13 protein-coding genes are annotated in these 16,841 nt (G+C 58.7%); 5 read left to right on the forward strand and 8 right to left on the reverse strand.

The window, feature by feature from the left end; translation table 11 throughout:
* The first annotated feature begins 66 nt into the window (after window positions 1-66).
* Together NZK35_RS29255 and NZK35_RS29260 are read left to right on the forward strand one after the other, a co-directional pair.
* The gene (locus NZK35_RS29255) at window positions 67-1,242 is read left to right on the forward strand and encodes a GumC domain-containing protein (RefSeq protein WP_259636074.1); all 1,176 of its coding nucleotides are present in this window, start codon (window positions 67-69) and stop codon (window positions 1,240-1,242) included.
* 355 nt (window positions 1,243-1,597) lie between these two features.
* On the forward strand, window positions 1,598-2,560 hold the full coding sequence (locus NZK35_RS29260) for a hypothetical protein (protein WP_259636075.1): 963 nt from the start codon (window positions 1,598-1,600) through the stop codon (window positions 2,558-2,560).
* A 354-nt stretch (window positions 2,561-2,914) separates the two neighbouring features.
* Here the strand turns inward: NZK35_RS29260 and NZK35_RS29265 are convergent, their stop codons facing one another.
* From NZK35_RS29265 to NZK35_RS29285, 5 genes are read right to left on the reverse strand one after another with little or no spacing between them, the layout of a single operon-like run.
* The gene (locus NZK35_RS29265; protein WP_259636076.1) at window positions 2,915-3,709 is read right to left on the reverse strand and encodes a hypothetical protein; all 795 of its coding nucleotides are present in this window, start codon (window positions 3,707-3,709) and stop codon (window positions 2,915-2,917) included.
* A complete protein-coding gene (locus NZK35_RS29270; protein WP_259636077.1) occupies window positions 3,706-4,641 on the reverse strand; it encodes an ABC transporter ATP-binding protein in 936 nt (311 codons plus the stop codon). Before NZK35_RS29270 ends, NZK35_RS29265 begins: the two co-directional genes overlap by 4 nt.
* Window positions 4,642-4,644: 3 nt before the next feature.
* Window positions 4,645-5,640: a hypothetical protein gene (locus NZK35_RS29275; RefSeq protein WP_259636078.1), complete on the reverse strand. Its 996-nt coding sequence runs from the start codon at window positions 5,638-5,640 to the stop codon at window positions 4,645-4,647.
* Complete coding sequence (locus NZK35_RS29280) at window positions 5,627-6,610, reverse strand: ABC transporter ATP-binding protein (protein WP_259636086.1); 984 nt, start codon at window positions 6,608-6,610, stop codon at window positions 5,627-5,629. The genes NZK35_RS29275 and NZK35_RS29280 overlap by 14 nt, the downstream gene beginning before the upstream one ends.
* Window positions 6,611-6,659: 49 nt before the next feature.
* Entirely contained in the window at window positions 6,660-7,226 is a 567-nt protein-coding gene (locus tag NZK35_RS29285) for an RDD family protein (RefSeq protein ID WP_259636079.1), read from the reverse strand.
* A 189-nt stretch (window positions 7,227-7,415) separates the two neighbouring features.
* On the opposite strand from NZK35_RS29285, the gene NZK35_RS29290 reads away from it, so the two are divergent.
* Window positions 7,416-11,621, forward strand: coding sequence for a neutral/alkaline non-lysosomal ceramidase N-terminal domain-containing protein (locus NZK35_RS29290; RefSeq protein WP_259636080.1), 4,206 nt, complete (start codon window positions 7,416-7,418; stop codon window positions 11,619-11,621).
* A 90-nt stretch (window positions 11,622-11,711) separates the two neighbouring features.
* On the opposite strand, the gene NZK35_RS29295 is transcribed toward NZK35_RS29290, so the two are convergent.
* Window positions 11,712-11,960: a DUF2513 domain-containing protein gene (locus NZK35_RS29295; protein WP_259636081.1), complete on the reverse strand. Its 249-nt coding sequence runs from the start codon at window positions 11,958-11,960 to the stop codon at window positions 11,712-11,714.
* Window positions 11,961-12,468: 508 nt separating this feature from the next.
* On the opposite strand from NZK35_RS29295, the gene NZK35_RS34805 reads away from it, so the two are divergent.
* A complete protein-coding gene (locus NZK35_RS34805; protein WP_259636082.1) occupies window positions 12,469-13,083 on the forward strand; it encodes a response regulator transcription factor in 615 nt (204 codons plus the stop codon).
* A gap of 158 nt (window positions 13,084-13,241) precedes the next feature.
* Here NZK35_RS34805 and NZK35_RS29305 read toward each other — a convergent pair whose 3' ends face one another.
* Together NZK35_RS29305 and NZK35_RS29310 are read right to left on the reverse strand one after the other, a co-directional pair.
* The gene (locus NZK35_RS29305; protein WP_259636083.1) at window positions 13,242-14,480 is read right to left on the reverse strand and encodes an anti-sigma factor family protein; all 1,239 of its coding nucleotides are present in this window, start codon (window positions 14,478-14,480) and stop codon (window positions 13,242-13,244) included.
* Complete coding sequence (locus NZK35_RS29310; RefSeq protein WP_259636084.1) at window positions 14,477-15,001, reverse strand: RNA polymerase sigma factor; 525 nt, start codon at window positions 14,999-15,001, stop codon at window positions 14,477-14,479. The genes NZK35_RS29305 and NZK35_RS29310 overlap by 4 nt, the downstream gene beginning before the upstream one ends.
* Window positions 15,002-15,233: 232 nt before the next feature.
* Between NZK35_RS29310 and NZK35_RS29315 the strand changes: the two genes are divergently transcribed.
* Window positions 15,234-16,637 carry a hypothetical protein gene (locus tag NZK35_RS29315; RefSeq protein WP_259636085.1) on the forward strand — a complete coding sequence of 468 codons (1,404 nt, stop codon included), beginning with the start codon at window positions 15,234-15,236 and terminating at the stop codon, window positions 16,635-16,637.
* The last annotated feature ends 204 nt before the right edge of the window (window positions 16,638-16,841 follow it).

Below are 16,841 nucleotides of genomic sequence, written 5' to 3' on the forward strand. Positions count from 1 at the left end.
ATAGGGCCCCTGGCACCCCCACCCCGACTCTTTCCCCTCACCATTGGATCCGCGACGAGTCAAACCATGACGAACGTACCAGAACCGGCCGTTTCAGATCGCACGGCAGCGCAGGGCCGCACACGCACCACGATTCTGCGCCGCCTGCGCTGGAGCGTTCCACTTGGCATTCTCTTCGCCGCGATAGGAGGTTACTCCGTTGTTGCAACCGTCACGCCTCGGTTCAAAGCGAGCTTTGTTCTGTCCGCGAACCACGCCCCTGACTTCGAAGCCCACACGGCGACGCACTCAAGTCACTTAGCCGACCGAGAGAAAGAATTCGTGTTGAGCGAATCGGTCCTCGACCCGGTCCTCTCCGATCCGGCAATCGAACGTTCGCCGACGTTGTCCAACTCCGAACTCGCTGCGGAAACGCTACGCCAGAATCTTTTGATTGAATCAGGAAGTAGCGGCAGCACCATCGTGATCAGCTACATCGATTCGGATCCCAACGCGGCATCGGACGTGTGCAATTTGGTAGCGGAACAGTATCTGGCCCGTCGAAGCGAATTTGACACCCGCCGCGTGTCGCGTTTGGAAGCGTGGCTTGAACCACAAGTGGAGCAGCAGAAAAGAAAGGTCGAAGAGCTTGAGAAACAAGTCGCTCGTGCGGCCAGAGAACAGTCATCGAAGTTTGATGCGTTCGCGGTCGGGCCAAGACATCGCGAGTTGCAATACGATCGAGCCATGCACCTGCAACGAAAGATCGACGAAGTCGAAGTGGATCTTGCGGTTTTGAACGCGGTCGAGATCAAACCGGTCAGCGTGGGATCCTCCGTGATCGACCAAAATGACGAGCCCGGAGACACCAAAGCGAAGGATTCGGCCGAACTCGCGGATGCCGATGCCCCGTCCCAAACCGCCGACCAGAGACATCGGCTGGAAGTCTCTCACGCAATCCTGACAGAACGATACGCCGAGGTGAATCGCCAGCTAAATACGGTCGAAGGACGTAGCGTTGCGTTGCAGTTCGCGAAGGATGATCTGGAGCGAGCACGTGCAGTGCTTCACAGAGTGGTGGATCGACTCGAGGCCGTCATGCTCGAAAGTCTGCAAGGCCCTTCCGTCGTCGCGGTGTCCCGGGCAACGCCCCCCGCTGCTCCGATCAATGACATGCCCACCCAGAAAGCCGCACTCGCCGCCGGAATCGGATTTCTGATCCCGACATTGTTGGGTTGTTTCTGGGGACGACGCAGGGTTTGAAAAGGGGCGGCAGGATGCGTCGTAGTCGGTCTAGCGTTCAACACCATGCATCACCCCGAGAGGGGTGAAAGCCAGTAGCCGGTGGTCGCGATAGCGCACCAACGGAAACGCAGAAGCAATGACTGCTTGACCCCGGCGGGCAACGCTGTGAAGCATTTTCCCCATGTGTTTCTTGAGGTTTTAGCGGCAGGGCGCGAGCCCTCCGGTTCTTCATCTTTGCCAAAACACCGGAGGGCTCGCGCCCTACCGCTAACAAATGCTTCACAGCGTTGCTCTGCAGAACATTGATCGATCGCTCGACCGGTCCATCACGCTTTGCGTTACAATTTGGCCATCTCACTTGAAGAGGCCTGGCATGTGTTTCCACTACGTTGCGAATCAACGAATCTACCGATCAACCCTGTTGTTGGTTCTCTTGGCGGCAGCGGTGTCGGACTGCCGTTCCTCGGCGGCCGAACCGCTGGCCGTTCCGCTCGCGCAGTCATCCCTGCCCAGCGGCGATGGAATCGCGGCAGAGGTACTCGGCGCGGAACAGCGACGTCAGCATCCGGCGTTCATTTTTTTCGACGACTTTGAGTCTGGAGGGATCGGCGATCAATGGGATGAAACGCGCAACCCAAACGGAAACACCCTTTCGCTCGTTGCGGTCGATGAGGAAACCGCGGCGGTGGGATCTCGATCGCTGAAGGTCACCGCGCATCTCGGCAAAGACACCGGGGGTGGCATGACCAAGTGGTTTCCGTCCGCGCCAGACGTGTTAGTGAGATTCTACGTCCGCTTCGCCGCAGACAGTGATTACATCCATCACTTCGTCACGCTGCGCGCAAACCGTGGCTTGACCGGCGGAGACCGCTGGAGCGGTTTCGGCGGCGCGGGGAATCGACCACCAGGAGACCAGCGTTTTTCCACCGCGCTGGAACCCTGGGGCAATTGGAGCAAATGGCCTGCACCGGGACGCTGGAATTTCTACAGCTATTGGCACCAGATGAAGGCGAGTCCCGATGGTCGATATTGGGGCAACGGATTCCGGCCGGAAACCCAAGGTGACATCCCCAAGGACCAATGGATCTGCTGTGAATTCATGTTGCGACACAACACACCGGGTCAGCCTGATGGAGAGCAAGCCTATTGGATCAACGGCGAATTGCGGGGGCATTGGAAAGGGTTCAATTGGCGAACCGACGAGGCCTTGCAAGCGAACGCCTTGACGCTGGAAAGTTATGTGACGGATCGCTGGACCAAGAACCCGATCAACGTTGTTTACTTCGACAATCTGGTCATCGCCTCCCAATACATCGGCCCGGAAAAGCCGCGATGAAGCTGAATCGGGGCCGGGCAACGCGATGATTCAATTGTTAGCGGAAGGGCGTGAGCGGGCAGTCGATTGAGTCGATGTTCCGAAACCAATGCCACATGCCAGGCGCGAACGCGTTAGCGCGGGGCGCCGCGTGGCCCCTTGCTTACGCGTGCGGGCTGTCGATTTAGTCGGGATCTGCTGAGTCAATCGTGAGCCGCTGGCCGTAAGGGCCTCGGGCAACGTCGCAGTGCCCGGCCGCTTACGCTTCGCGGCTCACAAAACCGACAGCCCGCTCGCGCCCTGCCGCTAACAACAAAACACCCCGCTTGGCGTCAAATACCAGAGTCACACTTCACAGCGTCGTCCTGTCCTGGCTCAGCCTTCTTGCTGGGTCGGGTATTCGGTGCGTTCGACTCGGTACAGTGCGATGCCCAGAAAAACGACGACCATCAGGCCCAGCAGCTGCAGATGGGTGGAGACGGGTTCGTTGCCGAAAATGTGTTCGGCTTGGCTGCGGGCATTGTCCCACTGCATCCAATCGGCCAACAATCCTCGCAGGCGGTAATTGATCGTGAACTTGTTGACCAGCGCAGGAATAAATGAGAAGACGTACTCCACCACGACGGTGTACATGACCGCAGCGACCATGGTGCGTCGATAGAACAGCGTGCCGATCATCAAGTACAGGGCGGCATGGACGAAGCACGACAGCACGACCAGTTTGGTCAACACCCACCACAATTCGGACCCGATGGGTGAATCGACCACGATGGTGCAGAGCGCGACCGCGGCCAGGGACGCGGAGAGCGTCCAAACCACGGCCGTCAAGTATTTTCCGATCAAGACCATCCGTCGGCCGGACGAACGCATGGTCAAATACACCCACGTTTGGCCTTCGATTTCCGTACTAACCGCCGGTGTCGCCCACAACAACAATCCCAACAGACAACTGACTTCGGGGATCAAAAAATACATCGCCATCCCCAGCGGCTCGATCATTTCCTCGGCTTCGAAACGCTCGCCCATTTCAATCTTTGCGATCAGATGAATGGCGGTGATGATCGCGACCGGAAACGCAACCAGGATGAACCAAATCGCGATTCGGCCGATCGTCAGCGAACGACGCAGTTCGAAAATCATCACCGCCAGCGGCAGAGTCAGCTTGTTCAAGGCATTTCTCCGCGATGGTGTTTGAGCAGCGATTCGAACAGCGCTTCCAAATTGCCGTCGGACGTCCGCAACCGCTCGATCGATAGCCCATCACTGCGAATCCAATGCGGCAACTGACGGTAGAACTCGCCGGGGTCGCGCAACGAAACCGCCAGTTCGGTCCGACCTGCGGACAAGGACAGCGAGTCGACCCACGGAACATCGGCCAATCGATGCACCAGTCGCGCGGCGTCGGGTCCGAACACACGGACTTGTTGCGGCGTGTCAGCCAAGATCGATTCAATCTCTTCGGCGGTACCCGAAGCCAGCAAGCGTCCGCCATAAATCAACAAGAACGACGACGTGACCGCTTCGATCTCCTGCAACACGTGACTGGCAAACAACAGCCCTCGCCCTTCGTCCGCCCAGCCCTTCAGGACCGCCGTCATGTCCGCCCGGCCGACCGGATCAAGCCCGTTGTAAGGTTCGTCCAAAATCAGCAGGTCCGGCTGGTGGGCGATCGCCTGGGCGATTTTTGTCCGTTGCCGCATTCCCAGCGAATAGGTTCCCATCGGCCGATGCATGGCATCGCTCATCCCCACGATCTCCAGTGCCTGCTCGGCCATCGTGCGACTCTGTCGACGCGAGATGCCGTGCAAGCGAACAAGATACTTCACCCATTCCAGCGCGGAGACGTTGGGATACAACACATCCGAAGCGGGGCAGAGGCCGATGTTGCGAAGAATCCTTCGGTCTTTCGTGGGGTTTCTTCCGAAGACACGCACGCTGCCCAGTGTGGGACAAAAATGGCCGATCAACAAATTGATCAGCGTCGTCTTGCCCGAACCGTTGGGTCCGATCAACCCATAGGCTGCCGATTCCAACGTGACGTTCAGATCGTTGACGCCGACGACGTTCCCGTACATCTTGCTGACTTGATTGAGTTCAATCATCGCTCAAACACTTAGCCTCGCGACGATGCGACGATGAACGATCCAGAACCCGATCACGGTGATTCCGGCCAGGACTCCGATCGCGGGAACGACACTGGCGGCGGTGGTGTCCAGCCCGAACACCCAGGCTTCGACCTTACCGAGCGTGTGGTACGGCGACAGCAGTCTCCAGCGATCCAAATCCACGCCGTACTCCTCCCAGTTGACCGGGCCGCGTCTCCGCCGCGGCGGGCGTTGGCCGGACATCGCCGCGGTGGTGAAGGTCAAGAATTGGTACGCCACAAACCCCATCGCCCAGGTCGCAAACCAGGCAAACGTCGCGTAGCGACTTTCCGCGGTGAGCGACGAATAGACAACGGCCAGCGTCGTTGTCGGAAGCATCAAAACCACCGATGCCGCCAAAATGCGTAACGGAATGTCCCAGGTCTGAGTGATCACCGACAAGTCGGGCGAGAGCAACACGCCGATCACGTACAGCAACAATGCCGGTACGGTCGCAACGACGGCCAGAAAAAACCAGATCACCGCGGACTTGCCGACAATGTACTGCGTCGGCGTCAGCGGCCGAGAAAAGTACATCAGGTATGCCTTGGTGCGGAGATCGTAGGAGATCAACAGCGGAGCGATCAGGCCGATCAAACCGACCATCGCAAACAATTGTGGATAGCGGAAGTAGGCCAGGATCAGCGTCGACCAGACTTCATGCCGGGCCGATTCCATGTCCGCGAGAATCAAGGCTCCCAAGTCGGGACGTCCCAACGGACCGCTGACCGTGCTGACGATCATCCGCTGCATGTCCGGCTCGGTCGATGAAAATTCAAACGCAAAAATCCCCAGTGCCGGCAACATGACCGGCAGCCAGGCCAGCACCAACAGCATCCGCAGCCAACGCCGCTTCATGATCAATGCGACGCCTCCGCGGGCGATCACCAATGGTCGAAGAAACTGATCGGCGCGAGCGCCCGACCACTTTCGATAGCCCAAATCATGAACGGGCACGGACGACCTCCACGGGATTCAGGCTTGGATCCGCGTCGATTCCCGCCGTCAGCGCCCCCGAGGCGACCTCGATAAAAATCTGCTCCAGCGAATTGACGGCCGGCTCCATTCGCCGGATCGCCGTCTCGGTCTCCGCCGCCCAAGTCCACAATCGCTGGGTTTGATCGGGATCGATTCCGCCGATCCGCAGGGTTGCGGTCTTGGGGTGCCAATCCACACGATGCCCTTCGCTGCTGACACGGCGGGCCAGCGCGGCGTGATCACCGATGACCGAAACGTGCATCGTCGGCTCGACCGGTCGGCTCAGGTTTTCCAGCGTGTCGATGACTCGCACGGTGCCGCCCACCAGGATGACAACGTGATCACAGACCGTTTTGACATCGGGCAAGATGTGTGTCGACAGAATGACCGATTTGCCGTGGCGCGTGGCCAACGTCCGAATCCGCCGCAACATCGCCATCCGTTGATCGGGATCCAGCCCCGTCGTCGGCTCATCCAGAATCAACAGCGGCGGATCGTGCACGAGTGCCTGGGCAAATTTCAGTTTTTGACGCATTCCGGTGGAGTACGACTCGACCTCCCGGTAACGCTCCTCGCCGAAGCCGCAGAAGTCCATCATTTCGTGACTACGCCGCAAGCCCTCGCGGCCGGCCAACCCGGAGAGCTGTGCCATCAAGGAAACCGATTCGATTCCCTCCAGGCCCGCGATGTAGCAATCGTCTTCGGGCAGGTAACCGATCGAATCGCGGATCGCCTTGGTGTCACGCGGCCATTTAAAATCGAGCACACGTCCGTTGCCGGCATGCGTATGCAACAACCCCAGCAGCGCCTTGATCAAGGTGCTCTTACCCGATCCGTTGGGCCCCAACAATCCGGTCACACCCGGTGGAATGCGCAGCGAAACATCGCGCAGCGCTTCGATGCCTCCATAGCGTTTACAGACGTTGTCAATCTCGATGATCGGTTCCAGTTTGCCGTCTCCCTAGGACGCGAACGCGACGTTTCTCGTCGGCAGACACCTACGTCTTCTGTACCTTCACGACTTTTGATCCCGCGATCAGGTCATGCAGACAACGTTTGTCGGCCCTGAAAATCATCAGCGCATCGACAAGGAAGACCAGATTGATCAAATAATCGTCGGTAAACCCGGGAATGATCAACGTGGTGAGCGTGAACGGCAGGGTCCAGAGATAGCGATAGACATAGATTCGCGTAAACGAAATCAACTCGTTCGTCTCCGCATCCACGATGCGAATGCCCGCGGCCAGTTTGCCGATCGATTGCCCCCGCGTGATCAGCAAATAGCCGTTGAGAATCAGAAACACGATCATCCCGAGCACCGACATCGCCAACTGTTCCAACAGACTGACCTCTCCCGTCATGGCCCGAGCGGTGAAGTCCGTGACGATCTGAATGGGAAAAATGATGAACATCATCAGTAACCCATCAATAATCACCGCGCCGAGGCGGGACAATCGACTGGCGAGCTCCGGCGGGGCGTTTTGATCGACGAAGGAATCGTTGGAGACAAAGTCCGTCGGTGCGTATGGATTCACCGGATCGTTTTCATTGGATGGATCGTTCATGACATCTCGGTGCGTCGGCGGTCGTGAAGGGTTTCGGGTTGGCCTCAAGTCTAGCGAAAAGTCGGGCGGTCGGGGGGCGGAGTACAGACAGTCCCCAAGAACGGGATCGCGAGCTGGAAGCTTACGCCACTTGTTTCGGCTAAGATGATGGCGATTGGTTCGCTAGACAGACGAAGACGAGAGAGACTTATGACTTCAGTTCATCGATTCGCATGGATAGCCCTGACGCTGGGGTTGTGGTTGGTTCACGTCCACTCGGCCAACGCGGCGACGTCTTGGCAGGCCGGTTTTGCCAAGCAAGACGTGACGCCAACCGAACCGGTTCGGATGTCCGGCTATGGCAATCGCGACCACGCCAGCGAAGGCGTCGACACCCCACTGTTTGTTCGTGCGGTGTGCTTGGAATCGGAACCCGACGCCGTACAAAGGCAGCCGTTGGTGTTGCTGAGCGTGGACAACATCGGGCTCTCGGGCGGCCACACACGACAATTGGCGTCTGCAATCGAAGCCAAGCATGCGATCCCGCGTGAGCGGATTGTGTTCTGCAGCACGCACACGCACAGCGGGCCCGACTTGGGAGGCCAACTGTCAAATATTTTCGCCACGCCGCTGTCGCAAGCGGAAGCCGAGGCGGCCCAGCGCTATCGGTCACAATTGGATGCCGCGATCGTCCGTGCGGTGGGGCTCGCGATCGGCGATTTGCAACCGGCACAACTGGCCTACGGCATCGGCCGGGCGGGATTTGCCGCCAATCGCCGCGTCTTGTCCGATGGCAAATGGACGGGCTTTGGCGTGCAAGCCGATGGCCCCGTCGATCATTCCGTCCCCGTGCTGCGGATCGCGACGCCGACGGGGACGGTCCGCGGTTTAATCTTCAACTACGCCTGTCACTGCACCACCGTCGGAGGCGACCACTACAAGATCAACGCCGACTGGGCGGGCTACGCCGCAACCGAATTGGAACAAACGTTTCCCGGCGCGGTTGCGTTGTGCACGATCGGATGTGGAGCGGATGCCAACCCCAACCCACGCGGTACCGTCGACATGGCGCGGATGCATGGCCAGACCCTGGCCGCGGAAGTCGAGCGGGTCACCCGATCGAAATTGGCGTCGGTCGACTCGGACGTCGAAGCACACTTTGACTACGCGGCACTGTCGTTTGATTTGCCAACCCAAGAAGAATTGCAGCAGCGGCTAGCTGAATCGCGCCCGCAAACCCGCCGGCATGCCGAACACATGCTGAAGGTTCTCAAAGAGAAAGGGCGGCTGCCGGCGACGTATCCCGTGCCGATCCAATCGTGGCGTTTCGGTGACCAGTTGACGATGATCTTTTTAGGCGGCGAAGTCGTGGTCGACTATGCGCTGCGATTGAAGAAAACGTTTGAGGATCCGAATCTGTGGGTCTCGGCGTACAGCAACGATGTGCTCGGCTACATCGCCAGCGAGCGGATGCGATCCGAAGGCGGCTACGAATACGATCGCTCGGGAATCTATTACAGCCTTCCCGGTCCTTGGGCGGCGGGCTCAGAAGAGCTGCTGATCCGCCGAGTCGAAGAGATTGTCAAGAACAGTGGACGCCCTCGCCCACAGGACCCGGCGACGTCCCTGAAATCGATTCACGTCTCCGATGCCTACCAAGTCGAACTCGTTGCCGCAGAACCCTTGGTCCGAGATCCGGTCAACATCGCCTTCGGCGACGACGGAAATCTGTGGGTCGTCGAGATGGGCGATTACCCCGAGGGCACCGATGGCGGTCGCGTCAAGTCGTTGACCGACACCGATGGTGACGGAACGTTCGACAAAGCGACGACGTTTCTGGACGGCCTGCCGTTTCCGACCGGGGTCCAACCCTGGAAAGACGGTGTCCTGATCTCCGCCGCCCCGGATGTCCTGTTTGCCCGGGACACCAGCGGCGACGGCCACGCCGACGAGGTTCAGTCGATCTACACGGGATTTCGGCTGGCCAACCCCCAGCACCGGATCAACGGCTTCACCTACGGTCTGGACCATTCCCTGCATTTGGCCGCCGGAGACAACTTGGGAACACTCACCAGCGTCGCGACGGGCCAAACGATCGATGCGTCGGGACACGATGTTCAGATCTGGCCGGACAGCGGGCGAATCGCCGTCACCAGCGGACGAACACAGTTTGTCCGCAGCCGCGACAGTGTCGGCCGTTGGTTCGGCAACAATAATTCGTTGCCCATGTTTCATTTCCCGATCGACGATCACTATCTGAAACGCAACGCCGCCGTCTCCTTCTCGACAAACAAACAGCAGCTGTTCACACCTGCGGTCGCGCCGCCGGTCTTTCCATTGACGTCCGCCGCCGAACGCTTCAACGACCTGTTCGCAGCCAATCGATTCACGTCCGCCTGCAGCAGCATCATTGCGCGGTCGCCGTCGTTCGGGGAACCCAAACAGACCGTTGCATTGGTGTGCGAGCCCGTTCACAACCTGGTCCACCGTGCGGTTCTGCAACCCCGCGGCGCGACATTCCGGGCCGAACGATTGGAGCAGGAAACAGACCGTGAATTTTTGGCATCGACCGATCCCTGGTTCCGTCCCGTCCGGGCGTTGATCGGTCCCGACGGCATGCTGTATGTCGTCGACATGTATCGCGAGGTCATCGAGCATCCGGAATGGATTCCCGATGCGTGGCAAGAACGCTTGGACTTGCGTTCCGGCGAACAGCTCGGCCGCATCTATCGTGTCAAACCGGTGGGCGAGCAAGCCGAACCGATTCCCGTTCTGCGAGAACTGCCCGACGATGCGTTGGTGCGATTGCTGCGTTCACCGATCGGGCCGCTTCGCGACGACGCCCAACGCCTGTTGATCCATCGCGACGCCGACAACATTCGGCCGACGCTCAAGTCGATGGCGAAGGACGATCCCAACCAGTTTGCGAGATTGCATGCCTTGTCCATCCTAGCCACATTCGACGCGTTAGACGAGGACACACTTGCCACCGCGTTGACCGACTCCGATCCCGGCGTAGTACTTGTCGCAACTCGGTTGAGCGAACGACTTGTTGCAACCTCCGACAAAGTACTTCACCGCGTGAGCAAACTCGCCGGGCACCAAGACGGGTCGGTCGCCATGCAAGCTGCACTGGCGTTGGGGGAATCCGACGCGGACGCCGCCGGAATCGCGCTGGCCAAGATTGCAACCCGATCGGACCTTGATCAATGGCTGGCCGACGCCGTCGCCAGTTCGGCAACGGCGCATGCGATTCCGATCGCCGACGCGATCCTTCAGCAGGCTTCGAGGCATCCCGAACAATTCACCGAACATCGTGTCGGACTGTTGCGCCGCGTCTTGGCAACCGCGAAACAGCATGACGCGCCGATCGAAGAATTGGCGGCGTCCCGGCTGGGGTCGCCCGAACTGGATTTCGAAACGCAACTCCGCCTGGCCGAATGTTTCGTGGGTGTGACGGGCAATTCCGTGTCGCAGCGTTCCGGTTTATCCAAGGTCTTACGTCCCCTTCAGCAGCGGGCCGAACGTGTGGCCGTCGATGCGGCCCAACCGGAATCCTCGCGGTGCCGTGCGGTCAGCTTGATCAGCATGAATCTCGATGCCGACGGATCCAGGACGGAGTTTCTGATCGGGCTGCTGAATCCGGCGACCCCCGCTTCAATCCAGTGTGAAGCCATCACCGGGTTGGCGAGCCAAAACGACAACGAGATTCTGAACGAGTTGATTGATCGTTGGCCCACGTTCTCCATCGCAGTCAGAGACCATCTGATTTCCCAGTTGCTCGCCCGGCGTCAGGCAACCGAAGTGTTGCTGCAAGCGTTGCAAGCCGAGCGGATCCGAGCCAACGAGCTTTCTCTGGCGACCCGCGAACAGCTGCTCAAATCGGGCAGCCGATCGATGCGGGTGATGGCCGGACGGATCCTCCACAGCGGTGGATCCAGGGAGCGTGGCGAAATCGTGCGCGACTACTTGGCGAAATTTTCGAGCCGCAGCGAAACACTCGATGAGCCCGCCAAGAGCGAACTTGAACTCGGACGCACGCTGTTTGAGAAACACTGCGGCGTGTGTCATTCGCCCGACCCCAGTGGCGTGGCGATCGGAGCAAGCCTTGAAAACCTGACCAATCGCAGCGATGCGGCGCTGCTGGAGGCAATCCTGGATCCCAACGGGGCGGTCGAACCCAAGTACCAGAACTATGTGATTCAAACCGATGAAGGGAGGACGTTGGCCGGGGTGATCGAATCCGAAGTCGGCGACAGTCTGACGATCGCACACGCCGACGGAAAACGAACGACCATCCGTCGAGATCAGATCGAGCGGATCAAAAGCACCGGCACTTCGTTGATGCCCGAAGGTTTCGAAACGACGCTCAACGTCGAAGCACTGCAAGCGATCGTGCGGTACTTGCAGCGTTAAACGGAGATCTTGAGCGGTGGCGTAAGCTTCCAGCTTGCGATTCCGGCAACGCAACTCGCAAGCTTGCGCCCCTTATTTTTCCGTTGGTCCCTACTTCCTGTCTTTCGCCTTCAGTTCATCCAAGTAATCGCAGCCCTTCCAGGTCAGCACCAGAGGCCCCTTGTCCGCAAGGGTGTCCTGCCCCAGTTCGATAAACCCGGCGTCGGCCAGCAGGAACAAGTGCAGTGTGATTTGCTCCCGCTCGTACCCTTCGATTTGAATCGAGCCCTTGAACAGACGTGCTCCCTTGGCTTCGACAAATTCCAAAAGCTTGCGGACAAGCACCATGTCTCGTTTCATCGTGAACGATCCCCTCGAAAGTGGACTAATCAGCATCCCGGTGATTCAGTTGCCACCGTCGCCACGTTGTAGCCGGCGGTAGGCTGATGATCAATCGGCGGTAGCGTCCGGGGAGACATGGGAAACGCGTCCAACCTGAGAATTCGGGATGTTCGGCCAATGCCTTGCCAACGCCGGACTTTAGCGTAGCGGAATTCGCCAAGAATTTCGTCCGCCCTGGAAAACGAAAGTCTTGACGACTCCCGCTACATGGTCTCCCCAACGCTGCACATCAATCCATGCGAATTTTGAGCAGTTTTGGTGCCGAATTGCAACCACCGGGCGGTGCAGACGTCTACATTGAGGGGGTTCAGGGCATTGGTACCCTGTATACCAGGGGGACGCACCACGACTTGAAGCGAGGAAACTTCCCCGCCTCTTTTTCCGAGTTCGGGGGACACGCAGGCATGTCCACACCACGAAGACGCAATGGAATGGCGGATTTGACGATTCTTCAAGGAGCGACACCGTGACCGAACCAACCGTGGTGGTTGTCGATGACGACCAAGCCGCACTGCACTCGTTGGCATTCCTGATCGAGTCGATGAACATCAAGGTGCAGACCTTCGATCGGCCGAAGGACTTCCTGGAACATTACGACCCGACCGTCCCGGGATGTTTGGTGTTGGATGTCCGCATGCCCGAATTGAGTGGGCTGGACCTGCAAGCGGAAATGGCGAACTGGGACTACATTCCACCGATCATTTTTGTGTCCGGCCACGGCGACATCCCGATGAGTGTTCGCGCCATCAAGGCGGGTGCGATCGATTTTCTGCAGAAACCGATCAAGGACCAGATCCTTTTGGATCGAATCAACGAAGCGATTCAGATCGACAAACGCGCCCGGGAATCCCTGCCGCCGAACAAGGACTTTTCCAGTCGAGTGTCTCGGTTGACCAGCCGTGAGCGCGAAGTGATGGACCTGCTGGTTCAAGGCCGCTCACTGAAGCAGATTTCGATCGAATTCGGCATCTCGTTCCAAACCGTTTCCAAGCACCGTGCCCGGGTCTTGAACAAGTTGGAAGTTGGCAATGATGTCGAACTCGTGCGTCTGTGCCTGGGCTGCGACCCTCCGCCAAACTAGTGCTTCACCCCGAAGACTCAATCTGGACGAACGACTCCAGCGATGTTACCGGGCGAACCATCGAAAAGAGGTCCCACGGATAGCAGCGCGAACCCACGGATGACAGGGCGCAAGAAATCCGTGGGCTCGCACTGCCATCGGTGGGCTCAGTGGTCATTTCATCGCTCCGCTGCGATTCGCTCCAGCGTTTTGACGGCTTGAGCGGACAGAAACGGATCTGGATCCACGGCTAGTTTTGCTAACCACTGCTTGGACCGCTGATCAGCAAGATCGCGCGCGAGCGCGACGGCAGTTCGTCGCAACGCCAACTGATCGGGCGACGTTTCGGTCGCCGCGTACGCCAACAGCGGAAGAGCACCGGCCGGTCCCAGTCGACGAATCTGGGTTTCGTTGAGGTGCCTGGCTTTGGTTTTCCCGATCGGCGCGAGCAACTCCGACATGGCATCGGTCAATTCGCGGTCGACCGGGTCTCCAATGGCCAACAACGGCAATTGCCAGACCTTGGTGGTGGAGTCGCAAACGCCATTTCGTTCCACGTTCTGTTCGACATCGATGGTGACGGTTTCGCCCGGCTGCACGGCGTAACCCTTCGTGCCCACGGTCATCTGGGCCGGCGGGTTTCGCAGCGAATTGGAATCGCACGACGCGACGTTGTCTCCGACGCTGCATTGAAATTCAGATGAACTGGGACACGCCATCGACGCAATGATGGGCGTCGTTTTCTGTCGCAGTGCGAAATCAATTTCGATCTCACGATCCTCCGGAGCCAGACACCAAATCTGGCCCTTGACCAATTCAATCTCGGTCGTGTCATGCAAGACGACTTCACCCGCCTCGTTCAAACGGATCTTTCCCTTATCGGATGTCTGCAGTTCACACAGGACGGTCGGCTGAGTCCGTAGACGTGATCCCTTGGCCAGGGGCGTCGCATCGAAATGATCAATGGATTCCCACGCCGCACTGCCCGGGTGCTGAACTTGCACCGCGCCGGTGGCACGAACCAAGGTTGCAATAATTGGAATGTCCGCTGCCGATTGTCCGACAACTCCCTGATCGACTGCCCAAGGAACCCGATTGCGGGCGACCAATGAAGTGACCAACAAACAGACGGCGGTGGCGAGGGCGACGACCACCCAAATCGATCGCTTCCTCGGCTGGGCGGTGGGGCAAGCAACGAAATGGTCTGCCGATGATTCGATCGCAGCGACCGCCTGCTCCACTCCATCAAGACGCAGCGCCGATTTGAGCTGCGTATCCAATGCATTGAGCGATTCCCAGTCCCGGCGACACTCGTCGCATTGAGTGAGGTGATCTCGCACCGCGTCGGATTGGGCGTCCGCTAATTCTTGGTCCATCAGCGGGCCGAGTAACGAACGCGATTGTTCGCATGACATCATGATGCACCTCCCGTTGTCGTCAGTTCGGCTCGTAAACTTTGCCGAGCGCGATGGAGACGGTCGCACACGGTTGATCGTGCGATGCCCAGCCACGCGGCGATCTGGTCATACGTCATGCTTTCGTAGTAGTACAACAAAATGATTTCACGTTGCGACTGGGGCAGAGCACGGATCAATCGCATCAGGTGTTCTCGTTGATCGCGGTCAGCAGGCAGGTCGGAGGTCGCGTCGTTGGCGATCGTTTGGACGTCGACCGGATCGGTGCGCCGGATCTGTTGGCGGCGAATCATATCGACACAGACGTTGTGCGCGATCCTTCGCAACCATCCTCCGACCGCATCATGGGTACGGAGCTCGGGGAAATGTTTGATCGCCCGGGCAAAGGTCTCTTGCACCGCATCTTCGCAGTCAGAATCGGACATCAGCCGCGCCTGGCAGAACGCGTAAATCCGTCGATACCAATGTTGGACGTCCAACCGGTTCGGCGAAGTTCCGCTGGTCTTCCCCGACGTCGACGCCATCGGGGTGGAGTTTCTGTTCAATGCGGCTGACGCGGTTTCGAAGGGCGGTTGTCTCTCAGACGGCTGAGCGGACGTCCCGGACCGGCACGATCTTCAGAAAAATGTCAAAAGAGCCTTTCTCGGCCGAACGCCGTGTTTTTCTCCGGTCCGTCGCTGACCCACGTGCGACTGAAACAATGTAACCCAACAGACGTTCAGACGGGCGTTTTCGATTTTCCAACGGAGCGATGTCATGCGTAAGGTTTTTATTCTCTCACTGGTCATCACACTCGTCGCCGTGGCCGCGTTCCAAGCACGCCGGTCGTCCGCGGAACCCGACTCGACCAACCGGCCTTCGGATGCGTCGGCGATCCTGCATGCCAGCAACGACTCGACAGACGACGGCAACTTGATTGTCCACGAATGGGGAACGTTCACGACGTTTTCCGGCAGCGACGGCGTCTTCCTCGACTTTCGTCCCCTGGCCGCCGAGCACAGCGATCTGCCGGCCTATGTGCTGGACCGAGGCTCGTACTCCCCGACCAGATACTTTGCAAAAAATAGATTGTGGGGACGGGTGCGAATGGAAACACCGGTCACCTACTTCTACACCGATCGCATTCGGACCGTCAACGTCCGCGTCGATTTCCCCGAAGGCCTGCTGACGGAGTTCTATCCGCCGGTTGAATCGATGCAGCCTGCGATCGACCAGGAAAACATCTTTGGCAAAGGAGAATTGATCGGTAAGTCGAGCTTGGATTGGGGACAGGTCGACCTGATCCCGATCCGGCAACTGGTCCCCAACCTGGCCGACAGCAACAAACGGCAAACCATCGCCGAGGACTTGGTCCAACGCCTGTTGCCACATGGCGCGAACGAACAACACTACGCCGAAGCGCGTGCGACCGATTCGGCTCTCGTCCATGTCCGCGGAAAAACGGGCACACACCAACCGGACTCGGGACACTTCGAAAAGTTTCTGTTCTATCGTGGCGTCGGCAAGTTTCAGCTCCCGATCTCCGCCCACTATGAAAATTCATCGATCGTGTTGGGCAACGACGCAGACTTGCCGATTCGATCGGCGATCCTGATCGACGTCGACGGTACCGAGATCAAAGCTTCTAAACTCGCTCGCATCGATTCCGCCCAGACCTTGAGTTTCGATCCAGTCCGTCCGGTCAGCGAACAAGAGTTGTCCGAGATGGTGCACGAGAGTCTCGTGGCGGAAGGGTTGTACGAAAAGGAAGCCGCATCGATGGTCAAGACCTGGCAACATTCGTGGTTCACCGAAAATGGAACCCGCATTCTGTACATGGTGCCGACACCGATCACCGACGAACTGTTGCCGTTGCACGTGACCCCCGCACCTCACGAAACGCTGCGTGTCCTGGTCGGCCGGATGGAGATGATGTCGCCGCAGGCCGAACAACAGATGATCGACGTGGTCGCACAAAGTGTCCGCGATCGTTCCACCCACGTTGCCGACCAGAAAGACCAGGCGACGAAGTTGCCGTACACCGTCCCCACGGCCGTCCGCGATTTCGGGCGGATGGCTGAACCGGCCCTCGTGCGAGTCAACAAGATCGCCCGCGACGAGAGCGTTCGCAACGAAGCAACCTTACTCGCCAAACAGTTGCAAAACGAATCGATCCGGTAAGTCCGTCCCTGTGTGACACGCCTCGTGCCACGCACGGGGCACAAAAACAATGAACGGAACAAAGAACTCGCCAGCAATCGACCAACTTCAGGTCATCGTCCTCGCCAGGAATGTAATGCCGATGCATTTGCCGGCGATCGGCGTTGCATCGCTGCGAACCTCGATTCTCTCAGTGAAGGTTCACTGAGCCGCGACGCGTAAGAT

This window comes from Stieleria sedimenti (genome assembly GCF_025060895.1).
GTDB lineage: Bacteria > Planctomycetota > Planctomycetia > Pirellulales > Pirellulaceae > Stieleria > Stieleria sedimenti.

Excerpts from the sequence above, each read along its gene's own strand:
- NZK35_RS29255 (WP_259636074.1), top strand. The coding sequence starts at position 67 with ATGACGAACGTACCAGAACCGGCCGTTTCAGATCGCACGGCAGCGCAG.
- NZK35_RS29260 (WP_259636075.1), top strand. The coding sequence starts at position 1,598 with ATGTGTTTCCACTACGTTGCGAATCAACGAATCTACCGATCAACCCTG.
- NZK35_RS29270 (WP_259636077.1), bottom strand. The coding sequence starts at position 4,641 with ATGATTGAACTCAATCAAGTCAGCAAGATGTACGGGAACGTCGTCGGC.
- NZK35_RS29285 (WP_259636079.1), bottom strand. The coding sequence starts at position 7,226 with ATGAACGATCCATCCAATGAAAACGATCCGGTGAATCCATACGCACCG.
- NZK35_RS29290 (WP_259636080.1), top strand. The coding sequence starts at position 7,416 with ATGACTTCAGTTCATCGATTCGCATGGATAGCCCTGACGCTGGGGTTG.
- NZK35_RS29295 (WP_259636081.1), bottom strand. The coding sequence starts at position 11,960 with ATGAAACGAGACATGGTGCTTGTCCGCAAGCTTTTGGAATTTGTCGAA.
- NZK35_RS29305 (WP_259636083.1), bottom strand. The coding sequence starts at position 14,480 with ATGATGTCATGCGAACAATCGCGTTCGTTACTCGGCCCGCTGATGGAC.
- NZK35_RS29310 (WP_259636084.1), bottom strand. The coding sequence starts at position 15,001 with ATGGCGTCGACGTCGGGGAAGACCAGCGGAACTTCGCCGAACCGGTTG.
- NZK35_RS29315 (WP_259636085.1), top strand. The coding sequence starts at position 15,234 with ATGCGTAAGGTTTTTATTCTCTCACTGGTCATCACACTCGTCGCCGTG.